13 protein-coding genes are annotated in these 18863 nt (G+C 58.1%); 7 read left to right on the forward strand and 6 right to left on the reverse strand.

The window, feature by feature from the left end:
- Window positions 1-54: 54 nt before the first annotated feature.
- From EAE_RS10470 to EAE_RS10500, 7 genes are all read left to right on the forward strand, one after another.
- Complete coding sequence (locus tag EAE_RS10470) at window positions 55-7935, forward strand: two-partner secretion domain-containing protein (protein WP_015704285.1); 7881 nt, start codon at window positions 55-57, stop codon at window positions 7933-7935.
- Entirely contained in the window at window positions 7922-8176 is a 255-nt protein-coding gene (locus tag EAE_RS10475) for a hypothetical protein (RefSeq protein WP_015704286.1), read from the forward strand. Before EAE_RS10470 ends, EAE_RS10475 begins: the two co-directional genes overlap by 14 nt.
- 339 nt (window positions 8177-8515) lie before the next feature.
- A complete protein-coding gene (locus tag EAE_RS25660) occupies window positions 8516-8614 on the forward strand; it encodes a hypothetical protein (RefSeq protein WP_015704288.1) in 99 nt (32 codons plus the stop codon).
- Window positions 8598-8720 carry a hypothetical protein gene (locus tag EAE_RS25665; protein WP_276525168.1) on the forward strand — a complete coding sequence of 41 codons (123 nt, stop codon included), beginning with the start codon at window positions 8598-8600 and terminating at the stop codon, window positions 8718-8720. The genes EAE_RS25660 and EAE_RS25665 overlap by 17 nt, the downstream gene beginning before the upstream one ends.
- A gap of 11 nt (window positions 8721-8731) precedes the next feature.
- The gene (locus EAE_RS10490; RefSeq protein ID WP_015704290.1) at window positions 8732-10300 is read left to right on the forward strand and encodes a VENN motif pre-toxin domain-containing protein; all 1569 of its coding nucleotides are present in this window, start codon (window positions 8732-8734) and stop codon (window positions 10298-10300) included.
- Window positions 10300-10650 (forward strand): ribonuclease toxin immunity protein CdiI, encoded by a 351-nt coding sequence (cdiI, locus tag EAE_RS10495; protein ID WP_015704291.1) that lies wholly within the window; start codon window positions 10300-10302, stop codon window positions 10648-10650. The genes EAE_RS10490 and cdiI overlap by 1 nt, the downstream gene beginning before the upstream one ends.
- A gap of 74 nt (window positions 10651-10724) precedes the next feature.
- Window positions 10725-12083: a VENN motif pre-toxin domain-containing protein gene (locus tag EAE_RS10500; protein WP_015704292.1), complete on the forward strand. Its 1359-nt coding sequence runs from the start codon at window positions 10725-10727 to the stop codon at window positions 12081-12083.
- Window positions 12084-12524: 441 nt separating this feature from the next.
- Here the strand turns inward: EAE_RS10500 and EAE_RS10505 are convergent, their stop codons facing one another.
- The 6 genes from EAE_RS10505 to hpaH all read right to left on the reverse strand — a co-directional run bounded on the left by EAE_RS10505 (window position 12525) and on the right by hpaH (window position 18736).
- Window positions 12525-13037 (reverse strand): 4-hydroxyphenylacetate 3-monooxygenase reductase subunit, encoded by a 513-nt coding sequence (locus tag EAE_RS10505; RefSeq protein ID WP_002887467.1) that lies wholly within the window; start codon window positions 13035-13037, stop codon window positions 12525-12527.
- A gap of 19 nt (window positions 13038-13056) precedes the next feature.
- Window positions 13057-14619, reverse strand: a complete 1563-nt coding sequence (hpaB, locus tag EAE_RS10510; RefSeq protein WP_002887473.1) for a 4-hydroxyphenylacetate 3-monooxygenase, oxygenase component — start codon at window positions 14617-14619, stop codon at window positions 13057-13059.
- Between the two features lie 225 nt (window positions 14620-14844).
- Entirely contained in the window at window positions 14845-15735 is an 891-nt protein-coding gene (hpaA, locus tag EAE_RS10515; RefSeq protein ID WP_015368434.1) for a 4-hydroxyphenylacetate catabolism regulatory protein HpaA, read from the reverse strand.
- A 9-nt stretch (window positions 15736-15744) separates the two neighbouring features.
- Complete coding sequence (hpaX, locus tag EAE_RS10520; RefSeq protein ID WP_002887477.1) at window positions 15745-17103, reverse strand: 4-hydroxyphenylacetate permease; 1359 nt, start codon at window positions 17101-17103, stop codon at window positions 15745-15747.
- A gap of 21 nt (window positions 17104-17124) precedes the next feature.
- Window positions 17125-17922 carry a 4-hydroxy-2-oxoheptanedioate aldolase gene (gene hpaI, locus EAE_RS10525; RefSeq protein WP_015704294.1) on the reverse strand — a complete coding sequence of 266 codons (798 nt, stop codon included), beginning with the start codon at window positions 17920-17922 and terminating at the stop codon, window positions 17125-17127.
- 10 nt (window positions 17923-17932) lie between these two features.
- Window positions 17933-18736, reverse strand: a complete 804-nt coding sequence (gene hpaH, locus EAE_RS10530; RefSeq protein ID WP_002887487.1) for a 2-oxo-hept-4-ene-1,7-dioate hydratase — start codon at window positions 18734-18736, stop codon at window positions 17933-17935.
- Between the last annotated feature and the right edge of the window lie 127 nt (window positions 18737-18863).

Here is an 18863-nt window from a genome sequence, read left to right on the forward strand (position 1 = left end):
CGCACATGGACGATCTTCCGCGCCGCGGTGGACAACGGATGACGAGTAACGGCAATGAATAAACGCTTTTATCGAATCGTATTTAATAAGGCTCGCGGGATGCTGATGGTGGTGGCGGAAACGACCCGCTCTCATCGGGCGGGCGTGTCGCTGCAATCCGGCGCCGACGCGCGAACCGGGTCGACGCTGGCGTCCACCCTGGCGCCGCTGGCCTTTAGCTTTCTGCTCGCTTTTTCCTGTCTCACTCCGGCTCAGGCAGCGATTGTCGCCGATAACCATGCGCCCGGCGGCCAGCAACCGCAGATCGCTAATAGCGCCAATGGCACGCCGCAGGTCAATATTCAGACACCGAGCGGCGCAGGCGTTTCACGCAACGTCTACAGCCAGTTTGATGTCGATGGGCGCGGCGTGGTGCTGAATAACAGCCACGCTAACACTTCAACCCAACTGGCCGGGATGGTCGCCGGCAACCCGAATCTGGCGAAAGGAGAAGCCAGAGTGATCCTCAACGAGGTGAATACCCGCGATCCGAGCCGGCTGAATGGCTATATCGAGGTTGCCGGACAAAAAGCGCAGGTGGTGATCGCTAACCCTGCCGGAATTAGCTGCGACGGCTGCGGGTTCATCAATGCCAACCGCGCGACGCTGACGACAGGCCAGGTGCAGTACGGTAACGGGCAGATTAGTGGTTATGATGTCAATCGCGGCGAAATTATCGTACAGGGCGGCGGCCTTGATGCGAGCTCGGTAGACAGTACCGACCTGCTCGCCCGCGCGGTGAAAATCAACGCCGGGGTTTGGGCGCAGGAGCTAAAGGTCACCGCAGGGCGTAATCAGATCGATGCGGCGCACAGCCGAACGACGGTAAAATCAGCCGACGGCAGTGCGCCGCCTGCGGTGGCGATAGACGTCAGCGCGCTGGGCGGGATGTACGCTCATAAAATTCGTCTTGTCGGTACCGAGCGCGGCGTAGGCGTTCACAATGCCGGCAATATCGGCGCGGCGGCGGGGGACGTAGCAATCAGCGCTGATGGCGCGCTCAGCAACAGCGGCGTGATTCAGTCCGCGCAGAATCTGCAACTGTCCGTTAAGGGCGATCTTCACAACCTGGGCCAGCTGTATGCCGGTAAAGATAGCGTGGTGACGGCCAGCGCGACGCTAACCAATGACGGCATGATCGCCGCGCAAGGCGATACGCGGATTGCCGCCAACGCTTTGCGTAGCGCGCAAAACAGTACGCTCGCCGCCGGATTAAATAGCGATGGTTCTACCGCCAGCAGCGGCGCGCTGACGCTGAATAGCCAGAGCTCGCTGGCGCTGAATGGCCGCAATATGGCGGCAGGAACGCTGACGGCGCAGGGCAGGACGGTGGATCTTGATAACAGTCGAACCTCGGGGGCGCGGATCGTGGTCAGCGCCGCGTCCGGCGATATCACCACCCGAGATGCGGTGGTGGCGGCCAGAGAAAAACTGCAGTTGGCCACCAGCGGCAAACTCAACAACCACAGTGGCCTGTTGACGGCCAGCCAGCTTGAGCTGAAAGCAATGGCGCTGGATAACCAACAGGGCGTAATCCAGCAGACGGGCGAGGACGATCTACGCCTCGATTTTCGTGCGGGATTGGATAACCGCGGCGGTGAGATTGCCAGCAACAGCCATGCTTTGACGCTCAGCACCAGCCAGTTGCTCAATCAAAACGGAACGCTGCTGCATACCGGCAGCGGCGGCATGTCTATTACCAGCGAAGGCGCGCTGGACAACGGTGAAGGCACTATTGCCGCTAACGGCAATATCGTTTTGTACTCCGATAACATTAATAATCGCAGCGGTAAAATCAGCACGACGCAGGGCAATGCTCAGCTCACTACGCGTCATGAGCTGGAAAATTCGCAAGGGAATATCGTTGCTGGCGGCAGCCTTTCTCTACAAGTGGCCAGCCTTCGGAACCAGCAGGGGCAAGTGATTGCGGCGCAGGGCGACATTCAGCTCACTGCGCGCCATGGGGTGGATAACTCGCAGGGGAATATCATCGCCAGCGGCGATATCCAACTCCAGGCTGAAAATCTTACTAATCGTCACGGGCAGATAGGCACGGCGCAGCGGGGCAGCGTCAACCTGACGACGAGCGGTTTACTGGATAACCAGCAGGGCACAATTACCGCCTTTGATGCCCTGGGTATTCAGAGCGCCACCGTTGATAACCGGCAGGGAGAACTGCAGTCCGGCGGTAATCTCAACATCACCATTCACAACCGGGGGCTGGATAACCGACAGGGGCAGATCGTCTCCGCCGCCACTCTGGAAATAGCAGGCGTCAACCTGGCGCTGGCTAATACGGGCGGAACGTTACTTGCCGCGAGCCAACTTAGCCTCGATGCCGATTCCCTCAGCGGCGATGGCGAGGTGCTCTCTCAGGGCGATATGTCGCTCACGTTGCGTCAGGCGTTTCATAACGCCGGGAGGATCATCGCCAACGGCAACCTGCAGTGGAATCTCTCCGGACTGGGGCTGATTAATCAGGGGGTTATCAGCGCCGGCCGGGCGCTCAATCTCTATGCGGCGAAGCTGGATAACCGTCAGGAAGGTGAAATCAGCGCTGGCGAGAACCATTTGACGGTCAGCGGCGAGTTGGTCAATCGGGGGCTGATTGACGGTGGTTTAACCCATATTGTCGCCACGACGTTAACCAATATCGGCAGCGGGCGCCTGTACGGCGACGCCGTTGCGCTGCAGGCGGCAACGCTGACTAACGCCGCGGAGAACGGCGTGGCGGCGACGATTGCCGCACGGGCATCGCTGGCAATGGGCGTCGGCACGCTCAATAACCAGGATCACGCGCTAATCTACAGCGACGGTACGCTCGCCATTGGCGGCCAGCTTGCCGAAGACGGTTCGCTCAGCGGCCGGGCGGGAGTGTTTAATAACCACAGCGCAACGCTTGAGTCCGCCGGTGATATGGCGCTCGATATCCAACAAATCAATAACTACAACGATCATCTGGTGACGAAAGATGTGGTGGTCGAGCAGTCATGGCGCCATGAAGCGGCGCTGAAAGGATCGGTACAGCGCTTCGACTGGTCGCTGGTCGATACCAGCTATAAAAACAAATATGGCGTTCACGACGCCATCATGCCGGACGGTAGCCGCGGCGATGAGTTCTATGAATACCAGTACCAGCATACCGTTGTGGAAACGCAGGTGGTGGAAAGCGATCCTGGCAAAATCCTCTCCGGCGGCCAGCTCATCATCAACAGCGATAAGCTGAATAACTACGATAGCCAGATTATCGCCGGAGGAGCGCTCGGTGGCGTGATTGGCGAACTAAACAACGTCGCCACGACCGGCAAACGGGTGACCACCGACGTCGGCACCCAGACCCGTTGGTATGAGAAAAAGACCAGCCGCCCGTTTGGCGGCACCAAAACCAGCCAGGGGAAAAAAAGCAGCGAATATGAACCGACGCCGACGGTTCAGACCATCGATTTGCAAACCATGGAGTGGCAGGGCAATACCCAAATTGATGGCCATAGCGGTGTGATTAATCCGCGCGATCGCGCCGATGAAACAGGCGAAATACCCGCCGGACGACTGGTGGAAGTGACGCCGGTTAACGCTGACGGAACGGTTATTCGCGTCGTCACGCCGGATACCCGGCTTCCTGTCAGCAGTCTGTATCAGATCGACCCGCAGGCTAAAGCAGGCTATCTGGTGGAAACCGATCCGCGTTTTACCAACGGTAAAGCGTGGCTCGCCAGCGACTACATGCAAAATCAGCTGGGCGTTGATCAGGCGATGAAGCGGCTTGGCGACGGCTATTACGAACAGCGGCTGGTGCGTGAGCAGATCGTTAAGCTGAGCGGCGGGCGCTACCTGCAGGGCTACAGTAACGATGAAGAGCAGTACCGGGCGCTGATGGACGCGGGCGTCGCCTTCGCCAAACAGTACAACCTGACGGTCGGGGTGGCGCTGACGCCAGCGCAGATGGCGCTGCTGACCAGCGATATGGTCTGGCTGGTCGCCAGAGAGGTCACGCTAACGGATGGCTCCGTGCAGCAGGTGCTGGTGCCGCAGGTTTACGCGCGGGTTAAAGCGGGCGATCTCGATGGCAGCGGCGCGTTGCTCGGCGGTGAAAACGTGGCGTTCAGCGTGAGCCGTGATGTGACCAACAGCGGGCACATCCACAGCCGCGGCGTGACGCAGCTAACCGCGGAAAACATTCATAACAGCGGCTATATCGGCGGCAACCAGCTCACGCTAAACGCGCGTACTGATATCAACAATATTGGCGGAACGCTGCAGGGCGGCGATAGCCTGATCGCGCAAGCCGGGCGTGATATCAACAGCGCCAGCACCCTCGGCGGCGGCCCGGGTAACATCAGCCTCGATCGGCCCGCGGGGATTTATGTCCAGAATGAAAACGGCCAACTGGGGCTGCAGGCGTTACATAACATTAATCTGACGGCAAGCATGGTGAGTAACAGCGCGGCGGGCAGCCAGACGCAGATTATCGCCGGCAACGATCTCAACCTGCAGACGCTCGCCACCACCCATAGCGAAAGCGGAAGCTGGGGGAAAGGCAACGATCGTTCCTTGACCCAGCGTAGCGATATCGGCACGCAAATTAACGGCGGCGCGGTGGCGCTGTCCGCCGGCCACGATATGAATGCTCGCGCCGCCAGCGTGACGGCGACCAGCAGCCTGACGGTTGCCGCCGGCAATGATATTAACCTCAGCAGCGGCGAGTCCTCATGGCACCTGACGGAAAACAGCCATCAAAGCAGCAGCGGCCTGCTGGCTCGCCGCTCGCTCACCACTCACGATGAAGTGTGGGCGCAGAACGCCATCGGCAGCAATTTTAGCGGTGACAGTATTGTGATGCAGGCCGGGCGCGACCTGCTGGTGTCCGGCAGCAGTGTTGCCGGCACCCAGGACGTCAACCTTGTGGCGGGGCGTAACCTGACCATCACCACCGCCGAGGAAAGTCGCCAGGAAAACCATCTACGTAAAGAGAAACATAGCGGCTTTTCCGGCACCGGCGGCGTTGGCTTCAGCGTCGGCAGTTCGTCGCTGAAAGCCACCGATGTGACGACGGCGTTGAGTAGCGCCGCCAGTACTGTCGGAAGCTCACAGGGCAACCTTAGACTGAGCGCCGGTAATGTATTGACGGTTCAGGGATCTGACCTGGTGGCCGGCAACAATATGGCGTTGACCGGTAAAACCGTGAATATTCTGGCAGCGGAAAACCAGAGCACCCAGACCCATACCGTGGAGCAGAAAACCAGCGGCCTGACGCTGGCGTTATCCGGGATGGTGGGCAGCGCCATTAATACCGCGGTTTCCAGCGCCAACCAGGCCAGCACCGAGAGCAATGGCCGTCTCGCCGCGCTGAGCGGGCTGCAGTCGGCATTATCGGGCGTACAGGCGTATCAGGCATCGCAGATGCAGACTGCGGATTCCAGTTCGGAGAGCATGATAGGGGTCAACCTCTCCTGGGGTAGCCAGTCCTCGAAATCCACTCAGCGACAAACGCAGAACACCAGCCGCGGCAGCAGCCTGATGGCCGGCAACAATCTCAGCATTATCGCCACGGAGACGGATATCAACGTTGAGGGCAGCCAGCTGCAGGCCGGCGGCAGCGCGTTGCTCAATGCCGCGCGCGATGTGAATTTATTCTCTGCGGAGAACGCCAGCACCCTGAGCGGTAAAAACGAGAGCCATGGGAGTTCGTTTGGCGTCGGTATTAACTTCGGTCAGGGCGCGAACGGGCTGACGGTCAGCGCCAGCGCCAACGCCGGGAAGGGCCACGAGAAGGGCAACAGCCTGACGCATAACGAAACGACCCTCAGCGCCGGTGAGCGGGTGACTATCGTCAGCGGTCGCGATACGACGCTGACCGGGGCGCAGGTGAGCGGTCATCAGGTGACAATGGACGTCGGGCGTAACCTGACGCTGACCAGCGAGCAGGACAGCGATAACTACGATTCGAAGCAGCGTAGCGGCAGCTTGGGGGCGAGCGGCAGCATGGGCGGCGGTTCGGGTTCTCTTAACCTGAGCCAGAGCAAAATGCACAGCACCTGGGCGTCGGTGGAGGCGCAGACGGGGATTTTTGCCGGTGAGGGCGGTTTTGATGTGAAGGTGGGCGGGCATACGCAGCTGAATGGCAGCGTGCTGGCGAGCACGGCGGCGGCGGAGCTGAACCGGCTGGATACCGGGACGCTGGGTTTCCGGGATATTAAAAACTATGCCGAGTACAGCGTGGAGCAGCAGAGCGCGGGGGTGAGCACGAGTGGTAGCGTGGCGGGGCAGTTCCTGGGGAATGCGGCCAGCGGTCTGCTGATGGGGGCGAACGGGAGCGGCAGCGACAGTTCGCTGACGCGGGCGGCGGTGAGCGAGGGCAGTATCGTTATCCGCGACGGCGCGAATCAGCAGCAGGACGTGACGGGGTTAAGCCGGGATGCGGCGTATGCGAACCAGACGCTGAGTCCGATATTTGATAAGGAGAAAGAGCAGAACCGGCTGGCGACAGCGCAGAAGATAGGTGAAATCGGGCGCCAGGTGAGTGATGTGCTGGTGACGCAGGGCAAGCTGAACGCGCAGGCGGCGCAGAGCGACCCGGCGGCGCGGGCAGCGGCGCGGGCGAAGCTGGTAGCGGGAGGGAATGGCAGTCCGAGCGAGGAGCAAATCAGCGCGCAGGTGAGCCGGACGGCGACGGCGGACTACGATACGGGCGGAAAGTACCAGAAGGTGGCGCAGGCGGTAACGGCGGCGATGCAGGGTCTGGCGGGGGGCAACCTGGCGCAGGCGGCGAGTGGCGCAGTGAGCCCGTATGTGGCGGAAATCATTCACAGCCAGACGACGGACAGCGCGACGGGTAAGGTGAATGTGGAAGCCAATGCGATGGCGCACGCGGTGTGGGGAGCGATAGCGGCGGCATCGGGAAATAACAGCGCGCTGGCGGGAGCCGCAGGCGCAGTGAGCGGCGAGCTGCTGGGCCGCTGGATAGCGGCGGAATATTATCCGGATGTTAAGACAGAAGAGCTGTCGGATGAGCAGAAGTCGACGATAAGCGCGCTGAGTACGCTGGCGGCGGGACTGATGGGTGGGCTTAGCGGAGGCAGCAGCGCGGATGCGGTGGCGGGTGCGCAGGCCGGGAAGAACGCGGTGGAGAATAATGCGCTGAGTGATATTGCAGAGCAACTTGCTTCGGGGCAATCACCGGCGGAGAAACTCGACAAGCTGAATAAGGCAGAAGAAGAGCGATTCAGTCGGGAAGAATGCGCCGGATTAAGTCCAGACGCCTGTGGCGCCAAAATGTACGACCATCGCCGGGAAGCCCTGAAGGATATGGCATCGCTTGGTGTGGACTTCTTGCCCATTGCCGGGGATATCAAGGGATTTGCGGAAGCAGAAAGTGCGATAGATTATCTGGCCGCTGTAATAGGAATATTTCCGGGGTTAGGTGACGGAGCAGGTAAAGCGATTAAAGCAGCGGAGAAGGCACTGGCAAAAGGTGATCTTGAATCTGCTTCCAAGCTGATTAATAAAGCCAGCGATGATATACAGGTAAAATGGGTTGATGAAAATGCGGGAATGAGCCAGAGAGCAAGAGATTATAACGACTCTGCAACAGGTGCCCGGTCAAATATTGACACCCAAAAAGGTCAAGCTCCTACCATTGATAGAATTGATGCTAATGGGAATAGCAAGCCGGTTCGGTTCGATGGAGTGGATGGCAATGTCATGATAGATAGAAAAATATCTGTAGTGACAACTCAAAAAGCGAAAAACCAAGCCCTGAGACAATCAGAAGCACTGAAAAACAGTGGTATTACAGGGCGCTGGGAAGTGCCAAATCAGACTCAGGCTAATCGTGCTCAAAAGATGTTTGATGATTTAGGGATCAAGAACATAGAGGTGAAAATTGTTAAAGAGTAGCGAAGTTAAACTAGCTAAGATCATTGCGGATCTGGCTATTTTCTTAGAATTTACGAGTGAAGAGCTTCTTGATCCTGATGCTGCTGTAGAAGCAATGGAACAAGTAGCAGCAGAACTTCAGTTGTTAGATGATGAAGAACGGAGCAATCTTGCTAATATTTTTATTGATTTATCAAATGAATATGAAGGCGATAAATCAGAATATGTTAGGGATTTACCCGAATCTTTAGGTTTAATATGATAATACGATCCCGGCCTGAACTGGCCGGGATCGTATTATCAGCCGTTACACTCCCGAAAAATGTCCCTTGCCACGCTTGATCACCGGCAGATCGCCGGTGTCGTTAAGCGCGCCGGGGAAGGTCTTAAGCCACTGCTTCATCTTTGGCCCGTTAACGGAGACCACGTTCAGCCCCTCGGCGCAGCCGTACAACTTGCGGGTGTTCTGGTGGTGATGATGATGCAGTCTGGTGTCACCCGATCCGGATCGGCATCCTGTCAGTCAATTCAGGCAGTAGAACTTGTAGCAGATGGTGGAATGCGGAATGTCCGAATCAGCCCCTGAGCCCGCTATGTGACAATGGACGTCGGGCGTAACCTGACGCTGAGCAGCGAGCAGGACAGCGATAACTACGATTCGAAGCAGCGTAGCGGTAGCGGGAGTGAGCACGAGTGGTAGCGTGGCGGGGCAGTTCCTGGGGAATGCGGCCAGCGGTCTGCTGATGGGGGCGAACGGGAGCGGCAGCGACAGTTCGCTGACGCGGGCGGCAGCGACAGTTCGCTGACGCGGGCGGCGGTGAGCGAGGGCAGTATCGTTATCCGCGACGGCGCGAATCAGCAGCAGGACGTGACGGGGTTAAGCCGGGATGCGGCGTATGCGAACCAGACGCTGAGTCCGATATTTGATAAGGAGAAAGAGCAGAACCGGCTGGCGACAGCGCAGAAGATAGGTGAAATCGGGCGCCAGGTGAGTGACGTGCTGGTGACGCAGGGCAAGCTGAACGCGCAGGCGGCGCAGAGCGACCCGGCGGCGCGGGCGAAGCTGGTAGCGGGAGGGTATGCCAGCCCGAGCGAGGAGCAAATCAGCGCGCAGGTGAGCCGGACGGCGACGGCGGACTACGATACGGGCGGAAAGTACCAGAAGGTGGCGCAGGCGGTAACGGCGGCGATGCAGGGTCTGGCGGGCGGCAACCTGGCGCAGGCTGCGAGTGGCGCAGTGAGTCCGTATGTGGCGGAAATCATTCACAGCCAGACGACGGACAGCGCGACGGGTAAGGTGAATGTGGAAGCCAATGCGATGGCGCACGCGGTGTGGGGAGCGATAGCGGCGGCATCGGGAAATAACAGCGCGCTGGCGGGAGCGGCAGGCGCGGTGAGCGGCGAGCTGCTGGGGCGCTGGATAGCGGCGGAATATTATCCGGGTGTTAAGACAGAAGAGCTGTCGGATGAGCAGAAGTCGACGATAAGCGCGCTGAGTACGCTGGCGGCGGGACTGATGGGTGGGCTTAGCGGAGGCAGCAGCGCGGATGCGGTGGCGGGTGCGCAGGCCGGGAAGAACGCGGTGGAGAATAATGCTTTGAGTCCGATTGATTTCGGTAAAGGCATGGCTGACATGGGTTTATCCCAGCAGTCGCTCGGCGTTCATATGCTCCAGAATGGTGCCACACCAGAAGAACTCACGGCGGCGCTGATCAAGAACTCACAGGGACAGATACCGGACGGACAGAATGCAGCTAAAGGCCTGATGATTGCCTGGGCAGAATTCTTTGGGGTTCCGGTGAGTGCGTTGGCGGCGGATGGGGAAATGACGCCGCAACGAGCTGCGGAAATCTTGGCAAGTGGCGTGCCGACCAGTGAAGCGAAGTTAGTACAATATGTAGCAGCTAAGGCGTTTTTGGTTGTTGCGAAGAACACCTCTTATCCATCTGGAATTAGTTTTAAAATTGACCAACTGGAACATATGGGTTCTGTTGTAAAATACAATCAACAGAAAGGTATTACAGGTGGTCATAATGCTGATGCTTTCTATTCAACAGTAAGTGAGAAAAATGTGAAAATTGTCGGTGAAACTCAAAGCAGCGTGAAGGGTATTACTGAGGTTCAATATAAAATACCCGCTTACGATCGCGCCGGTAATATTACAGGTTATAAGGATAAAATATTTACCAAAACAATCTATGACCCTAAGATCTTTACTGACCAAAAAATGTTAGAATTGGGGCAGCAAGCTGCAAGTAGTGGTTACAAAGCAGCTATTGCATCTGGACAACGAGAATATACGGCAACCGCCGGCGGGATAAAATTCCAAGTTTATTTGGATAAAAAGACAGGAATGGTAGAAAATTTTCATCCGGTGACTAAATAATGAACGAATATATTTTTGAGAACATAGATTATGAAAACGATCCTGAATGGGTTGTTCGGGATTATTTTAATTCAATGTATCTACAGGGTAAATTCATATGGATGTTACCGTATCTTATAAATAAAATAGGCTGCGGTGTTAACGAAACATATTGTTCATTCCCTGATTTTGAAGACCCTGATCCAGAATGTCATTTTGAGGGCATAATGTTTGGGGTATGGGACGGAGAACTTATAGTTCCTGAATTTGTAGGCTTTAAATATGTCCGTCTGGCCTGTGAAAAGTATATTCAGTTACATCCTGAAGATACTGAAAAAGTAAATGAGTTGCTGGCTAAAATTCCAGCCTGAGTAAAGATCTCGGCTAGTGAGCCGGGATCGAGTTATCGGCGGTTATCCGCGACGGCGCGAATCAGCAGCAGGACGTGACGGGGTTAAGCCGGGATGCGGCGCATGCGAACCAGACGCTGAGTCCGATATTTGATAAGGAGAAAGAGCAGAACCGTCTGGCGACGGCGCAGAAGATAGGTGAAATCGGGCGCCAGGTGAGTGATGTGCTGGTGACGCAGGGCAAGCTGAACGCGCAGGCGGCGCAGAGCGACCCGGCGGCGCGGGCAGCGGCGCGGGCGAAGCTGGTAGCGGGAGGGAATGGCAGTCCGAGCGAGGAGCAAATCAGCGCGCAGGTGAGCCGGACGGCGACGGCGGACTACGATACGGGCGGAAAGTACCAGAAGGTGGCGCAGGCGGTAACGGCGGCGATGCAGGGGCTGGCGGGTGGCAACCTGGCGCAGGCGGCGAGCGGGGCAGTGAGTCCGTATGTGGCGGAAATCATTCACAGCCAGACGACGGACAGCGCGACGGGTGAGGTGAATGTGGAAGCCAATGCGATGGCGCACGCGGTGTGGGGAGCGATAGCGGCGGCATCGGGAAATAACAGCGCGCTGGCGGGAGCGGCAGGCGCGGTGAGCGGCGAGCTGCTGGGCCGCTGGATAGCGGCGGAATATTATCCGGATGTTAAGACAGAAGAACTGTCGGATGAGCAGAAGTCGACGATAAGCGCGCTGAGTACGCTGGCGGCGGGACTGATGGGGGGGCCTAGCGGAGGCAGCAGCGCGGATGCGGTGGCGGGGGCGCAGGCCGGGAAGAATGCGGTGGAGAATAACCTGATGGGCGGGAACGAATGGAGCCAGGGTGAGAAAGCCAGAGAGCATGGCGCAGATGTTCTCTCATGCGCAGATAACCCGTCTGGTGAAGCCTGCCAGCGAGGAATTGCTGAAAATAAAGCTTATGCAGGTGCGTTGGCTTCAGCGGGGCTAATCTACCTGCCGGGGGGAATGCAGATTACTGGCGCGATAGGCGGAACGGCAAATGCTGGTATCCAGTATCTTATGAATGGAGAAGTTAATCCAACGGATGTGCTCATTGCGACGTATGTTGGAGCATTTACTGCAAATACGGGAGCCTGGGGAACCGTGGGCTGGAATGCGGCAGGTGGTGCAACATCCAGCTATCTGAAAGGGGATAATCCTTTTACAGGTGGCTTAATTAATGGTTTGGCCTCTGGGGTGGGTTATGGTGCAGGAAAACTCATTGAGCTGCCTATGGATAAAATTTACAACCCGATGAAGCCATGGAAAGACTGGATGTGGACTGATGTCGGAATGGGGATATCGAAGCCATTGTCATTAGACCCAATACCAGGAGTTGCTGGTAATATAACAAGCTCAATAATAACAGAATATAGTAATGATCAGGCAGGTAAAAATTTAGGGGGTAAGAAATGAAAATCTCAACCTCAAAATGGTTCTTGATATTCATTTACTTGATTATTTCCTTTCCTGTTTGTGTCTTCGTAGGTGTTGTTATAACTCATTTTTTGATAGAAATTGTTTTATTTTTGATTTTCGGTCAACCTTTTTATTTATATGCAATTGATTTCATGAAAATCCTAAAGGGAAGTATTGTCGGAGGTCTTATCGGAGCAATTGGTTGTTGGTGGATTTATTACCAGGGCTACAAGAAAAATCGTAATAGGTAGCGGGAGGGAATGGCAGCCCGAGCGAGGAGCAAATCAGCGCGCAAGTGAGCCGGACGGCGACGGCGGACTACGGACGGGCGGAAAGTACCAGAAGGCGGCGCGGCGCTGACACAGTTTGCCCGGCAGGAAGGCTAACGCGAATCTGTGTAGCCCCTCCCCGTTATCCGGGGAGAGGCTGGCGAGGCCATTACACCGCGACTTCCATTTCCATCATCACCGGGTGGAAACGGCGTTTAAAGTAAATCAGGCCGTGCCCTTGCGGGCTCAGGGTAATATTGCGGATCTCCACCAGATACACCAGGTGGGTACCAATGGTTTGCACCTGGCTAATCTCGCCTTCGAGGCTGGCCAGCGAACCCTTCAGTACCGGCTGTCCGAGCGCGCCCTGCTGCCAGCCGCTGAGGGCAAACCGCTCTTCCATCGTCACCCCGGTCATCCCGGCGAAATGACGGGCCATGATTTCCTGTTCGTGGTTCAGCACGTTGATGCACAACTTGCCGTTGCCCTGAAATACCGGGTTCATCGCGCTGTTGGCGTTGATACAAACCATCACCGATGGCGGCGTATCCGTTACCGAGCAAACCGCCGTGGCGGTAATGCCGCAGCGGCCGGCTTCGCCTGCGGTGGTGACAACGTTAACCGCAGCCGATAGGCTGGCCATGGCATCGCGAAAACGCAGGCGTTGTTCATCTAATTGCATTATGACCTCCCGCTGTGAATTACTTCAGCAGCTTATCCAACATGTTGATATCAGCGTTATTGTGCAGATGCGGCACCGTCCAGCCGTTCTGGTCGTACTCGGACAGGCAGCGGTCGACCATCGCCATCATTTTGTCCATATTGCCGGAGCTCTGCGCCTGGCGCAGACACTGCAGGCGAATTTCATCCTGGCTACCGGAGTAGTTGATCTCATACAGTTCATGGCGGCCGCCGAATTCGCTGCCGATGGCGTCCCACATCAGTTTGAGGATCTTGATACGTTCAACGTGATCCATACCGTTGGAGCCGCGCACGTACTTCGCCAGATACTGGTCGATCTGCGGGTTGTTCAGATCGCGGGCGCTGGACGGCAGATAAATCAGGCCGCTGGTGACGTTACGCTCGATGATGTTCTTGATCTTGGCGTAGGCCATCGGCGCCATCACGCGATAGGTCTGCAGCGCGGCGTGATCCGGCAGCCATGCGCCGTTGACCCACGGCGTCGCTTCCGAGCACATGGAATCGCTTAACGCCCAGAACATGTTGCGCCACGCCACCACTTCGCCAAGGTCGGCCTGTACGCCGCGGAATTCGAGGGTGCCGGTACATTCCAGAGAACGCTTCAGCAGGGCGGTGATAAAGTCGAGTTTTACCGCCAGGCGCACGCAGGCCTGCAGCGGGTACATGCGGGCGAAACCACCTTCCATGGTCCAGCGGCGGCAGCGGTCAAAGTCGCGATAAATCAGTACGTTCTCCCATGGGATCAGCACCTTATCCATTACCAGAATCGCGTCGTTCTCGTCGAAACGGCTGGAAAGCGGATAGTCGTACGGCGATCCGGTCGCGCCGGCGACCATCTCATAGGAGGCGCGGGAGATAAGCTTGACGCCTTCGGCATCCATCGGCGCGACGAACATCAGCGCGAAGTCCGGGTTCTCGCCCATCACCTGTGCGGAGCCGAAGCCGATCATGTTGTAGTGGGTCAGCGCCGAGTTGGTGGCGACCACTTTCGCGCCGCTGACGATGATCCCGGCATCGGTCTCTTTTTCCAGCTTGATGTAGACATCCTTCACTTCATCAGCCGGCTTGTGGCGGTCGATCGGCGGGTTGACGATAGCGTGGTTAAAGTACAGGCCGGTTTCCTGAATGCGGGTGTACCAGTTGCGGGCGTTCTGCTCGAACTGGCCGTAAAACGCCGGGTTGGCGCCCAGCGCGCAGCCGAAAGCGGCTTTGTAGTCCGGGGTGCGGCCCATCCAGCCGTAGCTTAAGCGCGACCATTCGGCGATGGCGTCGCGCTGCTGGCGCAGATCGTCGGCGCTTTTCGCCACGCGGAAGAATTTATGGGTGTAGCCGCCGCTACCGGTATCGGTGCCCCAGCACAGGGAATCCTGCATCTCCGGTTTGTGCAGCGCATCGTACAGCTGAGCGACGGAAGCCGCGGCATTACGGAAGGCCGGATGCGTGGTGACATCCTTCACGCGCTCGCCGTAGATATAAATTTCGCGGCCATCCTGCAGGCTTTTTAAATACTCTTCGCCAGTTAACGGGCGTTTCGCGTCAGCGCGGAAATCTTCAGGTTTCATAGGGGCCTCTTCAGTATTTATCGGAATAATGATGTTAAATATATGTTTTGTTTTTGTTGTTTAATTGAAGCGGTTATTGCGCTTGTCGTGAAGGGACGTTTGCGACAACGGCGGGTACTTTTCAGGCGGGAGTGAATTTTGTGATCTCTGCAGCTTTTGGCGGGCGGCGCGGCGCTGACCGGCCCTGTGGAGCGTAGCCCCGGCAAGCTCAGCGCCGCCGGGGTATTACGACACCGGTACTTTTTGCGCCCGGTAACTGCTTGGCGAGCAGCCGACCTGGCGGCTAAAAAAGCGCGCAAAATAAGCGGGATCTTTAAACCCCAGCTGCCAGGCTATCTCATTGACCGCGCTATCGGAAAACAGCAGCAGCCGCTTCGCCTCGCGTAGCTGGCGGTCGAATATCAGCCGCTTCGGCGGGCGGTTGGCGAAGCGGCGGCAGATATCGGTCAACCGCGATTCGGTCAGATGCAGCTCGCTGGCGTAATCCGGTACCGTCCAGTGTTGATGGAAGTGGCTGTCGATCATCTGGTTAAAGCGCTGGAATAATTTCAGCTCGCCGCGCATGCCGCTGGCGGCATGATCGTCGAGCCTGGCGTTGCGCAGCAGCAGGGTAAATACCGCCTGCGCCAGCAGCGCCAGGGTATGCTCGCGCCCCGGCAACTGAGCGGTGGATTCACGGCGAATCAGCTGCCAGTAGTGCGCCAGCGCCGCCAGCTCGTCGGGTTTATCCGCCAGCGACAGGCAGATCCCCGGCAGGCCGAAGGTCTCCCGCGTACCGGGATAAAGCACCTCCAGCAGCGGCCAGATGAGTTCTTCGTGCACCGTCAACACGTGACCATCGCTATCGGACTCGGTAATAAAGGCGTGCGGCACCGAGGGCGGCGTTATCACAAACAGCGGCGCCTGCACCGAATAGCGGTGGTCATCAAGCTGCAGCTCAATCTGTCCGGTATCAAGAAAGTGCATCTGAAAATAGCGGTCGTGGCGATGCGCCTGCATGTCGCGGCCAAAAAAGGCCGCCATGCGGGCAAACGACTGATAGTGCACCTCTTCGGTGCCCAGACTCTCGTCGTAATCTTTATTGATGTCGATGTTGGCGATTGAATGCTGGCACATACCCGCTCCTTAGTGGCCTTTTTGCGCCGCTAAGCCCGGCGCGGCGGCGGCGTCCTCGCGCTGGCTCATCGGAATGCGGGTGAGCACCAGCGCGCCGACGATCAGCAGCCCGGCGACAAACCACAGCCCGGAGCTAAAGCTGCCGGTGGTATCGCGCAAAATGCCGATCAACAGCGGGCTGACGGCAGAGCCGACGTTGCCGATGGCGTTGATCACCGCCAGCGCCACCGCGCGCGATTGCAGGCTGATCACCCGATCCGGGGTGGTCCAGAAAATGGCCATCGCGGTAAAGGATCCCACCGAAGCCATAATAATGCCGATCAGTTGGATCAGGCTGTGGTGCGTTGCCGAAGCCAGCAGCCAACCCGCCGCGGCGAACAGGTAGGGCAGGATGGTATGCATCTTGCGCTCTTTGCGCCGGTCGGAGCGGCGGCTCCACCAGATCATGCCGAAAATGGTGCAGAACTGCGGGATCGCCGCCAGCAGGCCAATCATGATGTTGCTACTGCCGGTGTTGAAGCTCTGCAGGATCTGCGGCGTCCAGATATTAATGGCGCTGAGGGTATTGGTCAGGCAGAAGTAGGCGAGGGTATACATCAGCACCGCTGGCGTCAGTACTTCGCGCAGCGTGGAACGCGGCGAAGCCGGGACGATCGCCGCATGTTCCCGTTCGCGATCGATCATCGCCTTCAGCGCCTGTTTCTCTTCGTTGTCCAGCCAGTTGGCTTTATCCGGCGTGTCGTTGAGGAAGAACCAGGTGACGACGCCGAGCACCACCGACGGCAGGCCTTCCAGCAGAAACAGCCACTGCCAGCCTTTCAGGTTCCACAGGCCGTCGAGCGCCAGGATATAGCCGGAAAGTATCGAGCCGAGCATCATGGTCACCGGCATGGCGATCATAAACAGGGCGTTGGCGCGGGCGCGATGATAGGCCGGGAACCACCAGGTCAGATAGACGAGGATCCCCGGCAGAAAACCGGCTTCGGCGATGCCGACCAGCATCCGCAGGATGTACAGCGTATGCGGGCTGGTGGCGAACATGGTGCAGGTCGAGGCGATCCCCCAGACCACCATGATCCCGGCGATCCAGCGGCGCGCGCCAACTTTCGCCAGCATGATATTGCTGGGGATCCCGCACAGCACGTAGGTGACATAGAACAGCGTCGCCGCCAGGCCGAACATGGTGGAGGTCAGGCCGAGATCTTTACCCATCGTCAGGCCGGCGAAGCCGATATTAATGCGATCCAAAAATGAGAAAACAAAGAGAACAAACAGGAAGGTGATCAGGCGGCGGAACAGCTTTTTGATCACCCGGTTTTCTACTTCAACGGCTTTATTATCATTGTGTTGCAGGGTAGAGGTAGTCATGTTGCGCTCCACATTATCCGTTCAATAGACGGATTTATTGTTATCGGTTGTGGTGGTTGCGGTGTGGGTAAAACGGGCCGCCAGCGCTTCTGCGCCGCGGGCCAGCAGGGTGGTATCGACGCCGACGGCGACGAACAGCGCGCCCAGTTCGAGATAGCGTTTCGCCAGCTGTTCATTGGCCATCAGGATCCCCGGCGCCTTTCCGGCCTGGCGGATTTGCTGGATGGCATCTTCAATGGCGGCCTGCACTTCCGGGTGTTGTGGGTTGCCGCCGTGGCCCATATCAGCGCTGAGATCCGCCGGGCCGATAAACACGCCGTCCACCCCTTCGACATCGAGGATCTGCGGCAGATTTTTCAGCGCTTCGCGGGTCTCAATCTGTACCAGTACGCACATGGCGTCATTGGCCCGGTGGATATAATCCGGGACGCGATTCCAGCGCGAGGCGCGGGCCAGCGCGCTGCCGACGCCGCGAATGCCGGCAGGCGGGTAGCGGGTGGCTCTGACCGCCAGCCGCGCTTCTTCGGCGTTCTGCACCATCGGCACAAGCAGGGTTTGCGCGCCGACGTCCAGCAGTTGTTTAATTTGTACCGGATCGTTCCACGACGGACGCACCACCGGCTGGCTGGGGTAGGGCGCAATGGCCTGAAGCTGGGTCAGCACCGTTTGTACATTGTTGGGCGCGTGTTCGCCGTCGATCAGCAGCCAGTCGAAGCCCGCGCCGGCCAGCAGTTCGGCGCTGTAGCTGCTGGTCAGCCCAAGCCACAGGCCGATTTGCGGACGCCCGGCCTTGAGCGCCTCTTTAAATGCGTTGTTCATGTTGCTCTCCTCAAACAAAGCGGCAGCTGATGGCGCCCATGTTGCCGTAGTCGACGTGGAAGGTATCGCCCTTGCGCGCCGGGACCGGGCGGGTGAAGGAGCCGCCGAGGATAATCTGCCCGGCTTCGAGCTGGACATCGTATGGCGCCAGTTTGTTGGCCAGCCAGGCCACGCCGTTGGCCGGATGATTAAGCACGCCCGCGGCGACGCCGGTCTCTTCAATCACGCCGTTGCGATACAGCAGGGCGGAGATCCAGCGCAGGTCGAGCTCGTCTGGTTTAATCGGCCGGCCGCCGAGGATCACCCCGGCGTTGGCGGCGTTATCGGAGATAGTGTCGAACACTTTGCGCGGACGCTGGGTTTCCGGGTCGATGTTGTGGCAACGCGCGTCGATAAGCTCCAGCGCCGGGATAACGTAGTCGGTGGCGTTGTAGACATCAAACAGCGTACAGTTCGGGCCGCGCAGCGGTTTGGCCAGCACGAAGGCCAGCTCGACTTCAATACGCGGCACGATAAAGCGGTCGGTGGGAATATCGCTGCCGTCGTGAAAGAACATATCGTCGAGCAGCGCGCCGTAGTCCGGCTCGCTGATCTGCGAACTGGCCTGCATCGCTTTAGAGGTCAGGCCGATCTTGTGGCCTTTGAGCACGCGGCCTTCGGCGATCTTCATCTCGACCCACTCGCGCTGGACGGCGTAGGCGTCCTCAATGGTGATCGACGGATAATCCAGCGAGATCGCGCGGATCTGTTCACGCTGTTTTTCGGCCTGGTTCAGCCGCTGGGCAATCAGGGTACGGGTCTGTTTATCGAGCATAGAGATTCCTGTGGCATTACCGGAAATGTGCACAATCGAGTAGCCCGGGCGAGGCGTTTACGCCGACCCCGGGGTGGCCCGGAGCAAACCCCGGCGTCGCGTTGCTCGGCCGGGCTACCTGCTTGAG

Origin of the sequence: Klebsiella aerogenes KCTC 2190 (genome assembly GCF_000215745.1) — a bacterium.
Lineage (GTDB): Bacteria > Pseudomonadota > Gammaproteobacteria > Enterobacterales > Enterobacteriaceae > Klebsiella > Klebsiella aerogenes.